At 34.6% G+C, this 7,000-nt stretch carries 10 protein-coding genes; 8 read left to right on the forward strand and 2 right to left on the reverse strand.

Annotated features, from left to right (window positions below; translation table 11 throughout):
• The first annotated feature begins 113 nt into the window (after positions 1-113).
• Entirely contained in the window at positions 114-1,505 is a 1,392-nt protein-coding gene (locus LC095_RS24330; RefSeq protein ID WP_413467541.1) for a S41 family peptidase, read from the forward strand.
• A 44-nt stretch (positions 1,506-1,549) separates the two neighbouring features.
• On the opposite strand, the gene LC095_RS24335 is transcribed toward LC095_RS24330, so the two are convergent.
• A complete protein-coding gene (locus LC095_RS24335) occupies positions 1,550-2,173 on the reverse strand; it encodes a nitroreductase family protein (protein WP_226530557.1) in 624 nt (207 codons plus the stop codon).
• Between the two features lie 144 nt (positions 2,174-2,317).
• Here LC095_RS24335 and LC095_RS24340 point away from each other — a divergent pair, with 144 nt between their 5' ends.
• The 3 genes from LC095_RS24340 (at position 2,318) to LC095_RS24350 (ending at position 3,718) form a co-directional block, all read left to right on the forward strand.
• Positions 2,318-2,656, forward strand: a complete 339-nt coding sequence (locus LC095_RS24340) for a winged helix-turn-helix transcriptional regulator (RefSeq protein ID WP_226530558.1) — start codon at positions 2,318-2,320, stop codon at positions 2,654-2,656.
• Complete coding sequence (locus LC095_RS24345; protein ID WP_226530559.1) at positions 2,649-3,389, forward strand: SDR family oxidoreductase; 741 nt, start codon at positions 2,649-2,651, stop codon at positions 3,387-3,389. The genes LC095_RS24340 and LC095_RS24345 overlap by 8 nt, the downstream gene beginning before the upstream one ends.
• Before the next feature lie 116 nt (positions 3,390-3,505).
• A complete protein-coding gene (locus tag LC095_RS24350) occupies positions 3,506-3,718 on the forward strand; it encodes a hypothetical protein (RefSeq protein WP_413467543.1) in 213 nt (70 codons plus the stop codon).
• Between the two features lie 116 nt (positions 3,719-3,834).
• Here the strand turns inward: LC095_RS24350 and LC095_RS24355 are convergent, their stop codons facing one another.
• Entirely contained in the window at positions 3,835-4,284 is a 450-nt protein-coding gene (locus LC095_RS24355) for an Hsp20/alpha crystallin family protein (RefSeq protein WP_226530560.1), read from the reverse strand.
• Positions 4,285-4,449: 165 nt separating this feature from the next.
• Here LC095_RS24355 and rarD point away from each other — a divergent pair, with 165 nt between their 5' ends.
• The 4 genes from rarD to bshB2 are packed head-to-tail and all read left to right on the forward strand — an operon-like array spanning position 4,450 to position 6,748.
• Positions 4,450-5,388 (forward strand): EamA family transporter RarD, encoded by a 939-nt coding sequence (rarD, locus tag LC095_RS24360; RefSeq protein ID WP_226530561.1) that lies wholly within the window; start codon positions 4,450-4,452, stop codon positions 5,386-5,388.
• Positions 5,389-5,399: 11 nt separating this feature from the next.
• Complete coding sequence (locus LC095_RS24365) at positions 5,400-5,687, forward strand: hypothetical protein (protein WP_226530562.1); 288 nt, start codon at positions 5,400-5,402, stop codon at positions 5,685-5,687.
• On the forward strand, positions 5,684-6,034 hold the full coding sequence (locus LC095_RS24370; RefSeq protein WP_216774083.1) for a YojF family protein: 351 nt from the start codon (positions 5,684-5,686) through the stop codon (positions 6,032-6,034). The genes LC095_RS24365 and LC095_RS24370 overlap by 4 nt, the downstream gene beginning before the upstream one ends.
• A gap of 48 nt (positions 6,035-6,082) precedes the next feature.
• Positions 6,083-6,748: a bacillithiol biosynthesis deacetylase BshB2 gene (bshB2, locus tag LC095_RS24375; RefSeq protein ID WP_226530563.1), complete on the forward strand. Its 666-nt coding sequence runs from the start codon at positions 6,083-6,085 to the stop codon at positions 6,746-6,748.
• The last annotated feature ends 252 nt before the right edge of the window (positions 6,749-7,000 follow it).

A 7,000-nucleotide genomic window follows, 5' to 3' on the forward strand; every position in this document is an offset into this window, starting at 1 on the left:
GGAAGTAGAATGTTGCCAAAAGGGGAATCATTTTTTTTGCCACACAAATTAATTGACGTTTTCATTTGGCTTAGACATAATAGGAACATACATAAAGGTGGTGCAATGTAGTCGTGAAAAATAGCAAATTACTAATTTCAGTAATTGTAACAGCAACAATTACAGCAGGTATAACATACAATGTTGTTAAGCCTAATGGAAGTATGATAAGTGCACAAGAAGACGATCCATTTGGGAAATTAAGAAAAACATATGAAATTCTACAGACAAATTATTATGAAAAAGTTGACACAGATCAGCTTGTTGAAGGTGCTATTAAAGGTATGGTGGAATCTTTGGAAGATCCATACTCCGTTTATATGGATGTTGAGGAAGCTAAAAGCTTTAGTGAAAATATTTCTTCATCTTTTGAAGGTATTGGTGCTGAAGTACAAGAAAGCAACGGAAATATTATGGTTGTCTCTCCTATTAAAGGATCTCCTGCTGAAGAAGCAGGGATAAAACCAAAAGATATCATTCTTAAAGTAGATAATAAATCTGTTGATGGTTTGTCTGTTAATGAAGCAGTTATGAATATTCGAGGAGAAAAAGGAACAAAGGTTAATCTCCTTATCAAACGTGCTGGAGTTGGAGAACTTACTTTTACAATAAAAAGAGATACAATACCTTTAGAAACAGTTTATTCAGAAGTGCTGGATGGAAATATTGGTAAAATACAAATTACAAAGTTTTCTGAGACAACTGGAAAAGAACTTGCAAGCGCCTTGGAGGAGCTTCAAAATAAAAAAGTTAAGGGGTTAATATTGGACTTAAGACAAAATCCCGGTGGATTAATGGACCAAGCTCTCCTTATGTCTGATTTATTTGTTCCGAAAGGAAAAGATATTATGCAAGTGGAAGACAGAACTGGTGCCAAGGAAATTTACAAAGCTGAAAATGATAAGGATGTTGACCTGCCTATTACGGTTTTAATTGATGGCGGAACAGCAAGTGCAGGTGAAATTATGGCTGCAGCATTAAATGAGTCGGCGGGAATACCACTTGTTGGGGAAAAAACCTTTGGGAAAGGGACTGTCCAAACTGCAAATGGATTTGATGATAATTCATCTGTCAAATATACAACTGCTAAATGGTTAACACCTGATGGTACTTGGATACATGACAAGGGAATTGAGCCTACAGTAAAGGCAGAGCTGCCTGACTATGCAAATTTACCGTATATTAACCCTGAAAACGAATTAAAATCAGGTGATTCTAATGCCGAAGTAAATGCTGCTCAACAAATGCTTAAGGCACTTGGTTATAAAGAAGTTAGTACTAAGGGATATTTTGATGAAGCGACAGAAAAGGTTGTAAAACAATTCCAAGAAGATAATAAACTTACTGTTAATGGTGTCATTACAAAAGATACAACGATTAAGTTGATGGAATTAATTCAGAAAAAAATTCAAGAAAATGATACACAATTGGAAAAAGCTATATCGGTATTAAAAGAAAACATGTAAAAAAACAGCTTATGCTTTTCGCATAAGCTGTTTTTTCGTACGATCTATAACCATGTAGAAACTTGATCTAAATCTAATCGATTACTTTGGTGTGCAGGCTTCATAGCTTTTCCAATCGAAATTAACATAATTGGAACATATCTTTCAGAAATCGAAAATTCCTGCATAAATTGATCTTTATTAAACCCGCCAATTGCACATGTGTCATAGCCTTTGGCCTTTGCAATAATCATCAGTTGCATTGCAGCCAATGAAGCATTTGTAAATGCAGCATCTCGTGCAAAACCTTTGTCTGTATAAGCACGACTAATCTGACCTGCTAAGTTTTCTTTTATCTCTGATTTTAAATGTCCTGCAAGTACAAGAGGATCATATACCTGGTCAGTGTTTTCATTGGCTTCTAAGTCACCTAAAATGGCAACTACAGCAGATGATTCAACAATTTGACTTTGATTATAAGCAATAGGTAATAATTTTTGTTTAGCTTCATCACTATGGAATATTGTAAAATGCCAATGTTGTAAATTCCAAGCAGATGGTGCCTTTGTTGCAAATGTTAAGAGTTCACTTAACTCTTCTTTTGATATTTTCACATCTTTATCATAATGGCGGATAGAAGAACGACTATTTAATACTGTCATCACATCTTCTGCATAGGTTGTATTCATGAGAAATCCTCCTGAGTTGAATTTGGTACGTGTATATTTTATACTAAAAGTAATATACTAACTTTTAGTAAGTCTTATCACATCTACCTATCATAATAGAAGTGAAATACAGAGTCAAGAGAAATGGAATAAGGGGAGATCTGTGTGAAAATAAATCTTTGTCCTAAATTAGAAACGGCTTTTAGACTTTTAGGTAAACGTTGGATTGGTATTATTATTCATGTTTTACTCGATGGACCTAAAAGGTTTAAAGACCTGACAGATATTATTCCTAGTATTAGTCAAAAGATGTTATCTGAACGACTTAAAGAACTGGAAAATGAAGGATTAGTGGAAAGAATTGTTATTGATGAAACACCGGTTAAAGTCATTTATCAGTTAACTAATAAAGGGAGAAGTTTGAAAGGTGTTGTAAAAGAGGTAGGAATTTGGGCAGATACTTTTTGCTCGGTTGGAGGAAAAAGAGGAGCAGAGAATGAATAGAACCGTTATTATTACTGGTGGAGCAAATGGTATTGGGAAAGAATTAGTCCTTCAATATGCTGAGGAGAAGGACAATGTTGTTATAGCGGATATTAATGAGAAAACAGGCAGAAACTTGGAACAAACATGTATAGAAAAGGAATTAAATGTCATGTTTGTTAAAACAGATGTATCAAACGTAAGTGATATTGAACAATTAATAAAATCAACGGTTGATCGTTATAACACCGTAGACATACTAATTAACAATGCAGGATTGTCTAAGTGGAAGTCTCCATATGAAATAACAGTTGATGATTGGGACATGGTCCTGAATACAAATTTAAGAAGTGTTATGTTTGCTTCAAGAGAAGCTGCTAAGGTAATGAAGGCAAATGCCAATGGGGGAAAAATAGTGAATATTGCCTCCACCAGAGCATTAATGTCAGAAGAAAATTCAGAGGCATATGCTGCGACAAAAGGTGGCATTGTTGCACTGACACATGCGCTTGCAGCTTCATTAAGTGACGATCAAATACAAGTGAATGCGATTTCTCCAGGCTGGATTGAAACTGGAGATTACAACTCATTAAGAAAAGTTGATCACATACAGCACTTTTCTAAACGAGTGGGGAAACCATCAGACATTGTCAAAGCTTGTAAATATCTTACAAGTGAAGATAATGATTTTGTTACAGGTATTAATTTAATCGTGGATGGTGGTATGACTAAAAAAATGATCTATGAAGAGTAGCAAGAAAAGAGAAAAGTTATGGCATTTACCTAATGATATAGGTGAAAGCCCACTCAAAACCCTTCCGATATGAATACTTATTAGTGTAGGTATTTATCTAGGAGGAGGTAAAGAAGATGGGTCCATATATGATGAGAAATGATTTCCGAAGCCCTTACCCGGGAGGCAGATTTTTTATAGGTGCACCATTCGTTGGAGGACTTCTTGGTGGTTTGGTAGGTAGTGCTATCTTACGACCAAGACCATTTTATCCATATCCGCCATACCCTTATTATGGTTATGGTTATGGGTACGGTTATCCACCATATGGCGGTTATCCTTATTATTAATATAAAAAACTACCTGCAATTGTCTGCAGGTAGTTTTTTATTATGTGAAACAATTGTTATAGATAACCACTTTAAAATGAAGGTGTTTAGAACTTAGGGCGATTTATAAAAAAAGGTTAAGTTATATCAATCTCAGATAAACTAAACTCACTTAGCTTAATAAACTGGATTTCGATCCTATCCTCTAAAAACCTTGCTTTTGTCCCTTTCCTCTTAACAGGTGAGGGGAGCATGAATTTGGTTTGTTCTGAATCCTTAGGGTAATTTATGATAAATAATTGATGTGTGGTATGCTGCAATTTGACATTTTCCTTGGACACATTATTTAAAGGGACGTTCACATAAACATAATCACTGGTTTCGAAAATCTCCGGTTTTTGAATAGTGGATGATTCTTTTGGTGAAAAATCAGTTTGGAAGGGATAACCACCTTGAGTTAAGTCACCACCGAATACATTCTTCATAACTTGTTGGATATAGTTCTCCACTTCTTTCGGGTTCATTTTATTTAAATGCTTGGAAAAACCAGATTGACCAAAGGGAAATTGTTTATCCCATGGAAACATATAATCACTTCCTAATTCGGTTCATTTTAATACATATGATATGCTATTAAGTAAAATAGGTTAGAGTGCATATCTGTTGTCGGACTTGATCTAAGATGTTTATAATGGAATTTGGAATATATTAATAACTACTGCTTTGAGTTGACAGAATTGTGAGGTTTGATAATGAATAATGAAGTAAATGCATATAAAAAGGGTCTGTTTTATACTGCTTTTTCTTATATGTTATGGGGGGTACTGCCACTTTATTGGAAGTTAATCCATGATGTAACTTCTGAAGAAATTTTGGCGCATAGAATTTTTTGGTCTTTCTTGTTTATGCTTGCCCTATTAACTTTTTTTAAGGAATGGCCGAATGTTATTGATGTATGTAAGAAAATGGTGAAACAACCGAGTTTAGTTTTATTGCTTATTTTATCTTCTGTTTTAATTAGTATAAACTGGTTTATGTATATATGGTCTGTAAATCATGAGCACTTGATAGAAACAAGTTTAGGATATTACATAAATCCACTTATAAGTGTTTTATTAGGAATGATATTTTTTAAAGAAAAATTGAATCTCTGGCAGAAGTTATCTTTTATCATCGCAGGAATTGGTGTTTTATATATGACGATAAACTATGGACAAATCCCATTCATTGCTTTGACCCTTGCTCTTAGCTTCGGATTATATGGGCTGGCAAAAAAGATGACAAAGTTAAGCTCTGGAATTGGGCTAGCATTTGAAACATTGGTCGTTACACCTATTGCGATTATCTATTTATTGATGTTGGCTTTAAAAGGAGAAATGATGTTTCTTCAATTTGACATAGCGACAAATTTACTCCTGATTGGAGCAGGTGTTGCAACAGCTGTACCATTACTTCTCTTTGCAAGTGGGGCTCAACGTATACCATTATTTATGGTTGGTGTACTTCAGTATATAGCACCAACAATTACGTTAATAATAGGAGTTGTTCTTTATAAGGAACCATTTACTATAACCGAATTGATTACTTTTTCATGTATATGGACTGCCTTATTGCTCTTTACTCTTTCCAATTCACGTCATTTTAAAAAGGTTGCAATAAAAATCAAGAAACCAAATTCTGTTGAGATGTAGGAGTGTAGATTTTGAAGAGCATAGAAATATTAGAAGCTTATAAATCACTATGGTTAAACCGGTCATTGCCAATTGATGAAAATCCTGAACATACATTAAGAAATGCTGTTGAAAAGGAACTGAAGGATGAAATGACTCATCCTAGACTCCGTAAAACACCACATCAAAAGTTTACCTTATCGGTGAAAAGAATAGTTGCCTCTTCAATTGAAGATCAACTAAAAATAAAACTAATTGAGTATCATCTATCTATTTTAGAAGAACTTGAAAATGAAACAAATAGAGGAGGTTCACTATGAAAAGTATTACCAAACAAGATGTTCAAGAATATCTAAATCATTTTTTAAATAAACAAGTGTTTATACACTTAGAAACAACAACAGGCTCTTATTCTGCACATAAAGATGAAAAAAACATGACAGTTGTGGCCTTTATTCGAAATACAAAGGTTACCTATCATCAAGCTAAAATTACAGGAAATGGTCCATATCGAATTGGTCTGAAATTAGAAGATGGTTGGATATACGCAGAAGGTCTAACGGATTGGACATTTAATGAAGAAGGTCAACTATTAACTGCAGGCCACAACTCAGAAGGGCAATTAGCTATAGCCTTACAAATAAGTGAGAAACCATTTCACAATTAATGATATGTTCAAATGGACGTTTTAATCATGATATAGAGGTGAGTATAGATGAAGGAACATGTATTAGTAATATTGCCACATCCTGATGATGAAGCCTTTGGAGTTGCCGGATTGATAGCTTTAAATCGTAAAGCAGGAGTACCCGTTACATACGCATGCGGTACGTTAGGTGAAATGGGCAGAAATATGGGAAACCCTCTTTTTGCGAACCGAGAGCTGCTGCCTCAAATTCGTAAAGAAGAACTAATTAATGCTTGTCAAGCGATGGATATTAAAGACTTACGAATGTTGGGGTTACGAGATAAAACCCTCGAATTTGAAGATGAAGAACAATTAGCTGATCTATTTGAAAAGATAATTGATGACGTTCAACCAACCCTTATTGTAACTTTCTATCCGGGTCATGGGGTCCATCCTGACCATGACGCATGTGGCGAAGGCGTTATCCGAGCTTTAAAGAGAAAGCCGATTGAAGAACGACCTGTTACATATTGTATGGCGATTACGAAGAACAGATTTGAGAGTATTGGTCATCCTGATGTTGAGATAAATGTAACAGATGTAGCAGATATTAAACTGAATGCATTAAAAGCACATCGTTCCCAAACAGAGGGAATGTTAAAGGCGATGGAAGAGAAATTCCTAAATAAAGACCCTGAGGTCATGCATTGGTTTGAGAAAGAAGTGTTTTATACATATAAATGGAATGATTAATAGCAGAAAAACACGACTTACTGCCAAGAATCCCCAGAAGTTGATGATTTCTTATACTTTAATCCATTTATATAGTTAAATTTACTTAAAGTACGAAAAAGAGTGTCTTACTTCATCTGAAGATAAGACACTCTCAGACTGTCGACAAAAGGGGTTCGGAATGTTTTACATTCCGAACCCCTTTTGGGATTTTTGACCAATTCCCTTTAAATTTTACAATAAGCGGTCTCTTCGAGCCTCTTTATTATACAG

Source organism: Metabacillus niabensis (genome assembly GCF_020524345.1).
Lineage (GTDB): Bacteria > Bacillota > Bacilli > Bacillales > Bacillaceae > Metabacillus > Metabacillus niabensis_B.

What these genes read in the sequence shown, in the direction of transcription:
- LC095_RS24335 (WP_226530557.1), bottom strand. Translation starts at nt 2,173, where the DNA reads ATGAATACAACCTATGCAGAAGATGTGATGACAGTATTAAATAGTCGT.
- LC095_RS24345 (WP_226530559.1), top strand. Translation starts at nt 2,649, where the DNA reads ATGAATAGAACCGTTATTATTACTGGTGGAGCAAATGGTATTGGGAAA.
- LC095_RS24350 (WP_413467543.1), top strand. Translation starts at nt 3,506, where the DNA reads ATGGGTCCATATATGATGAGAAATGATTTCCGAAGCCCTTACCCGGGA.
- LC095_RS24355 (WP_226530560.1), bottom strand. Translation starts at nt 4,284, where the DNA reads ATGTTTCCATGGGATAAACAATTTCCCTTTGGTCAATCTGGTTTTTCC.
- rarD (WP_226530561.1), top strand. Translation starts at nt 4,450, where the DNA reads ATGAATAATGAAGTAAATGCATATAAAAAGGGTCTGTTTTATACTGCT.
- LC095_RS24370 (WP_216774083.1), top strand. Translation starts at nt 5,684, where the DNA reads ATGAAAAGTATTACCAAACAAGATGTTCAAGAATATCTAAATCATTTT.
- bshB2 (WP_226530563.1), top strand. Translation starts at nt 6,083, where the DNA reads ATGAAGGAACATGTATTAGTAATATTGCCACATCCTGATGATGAAGCC.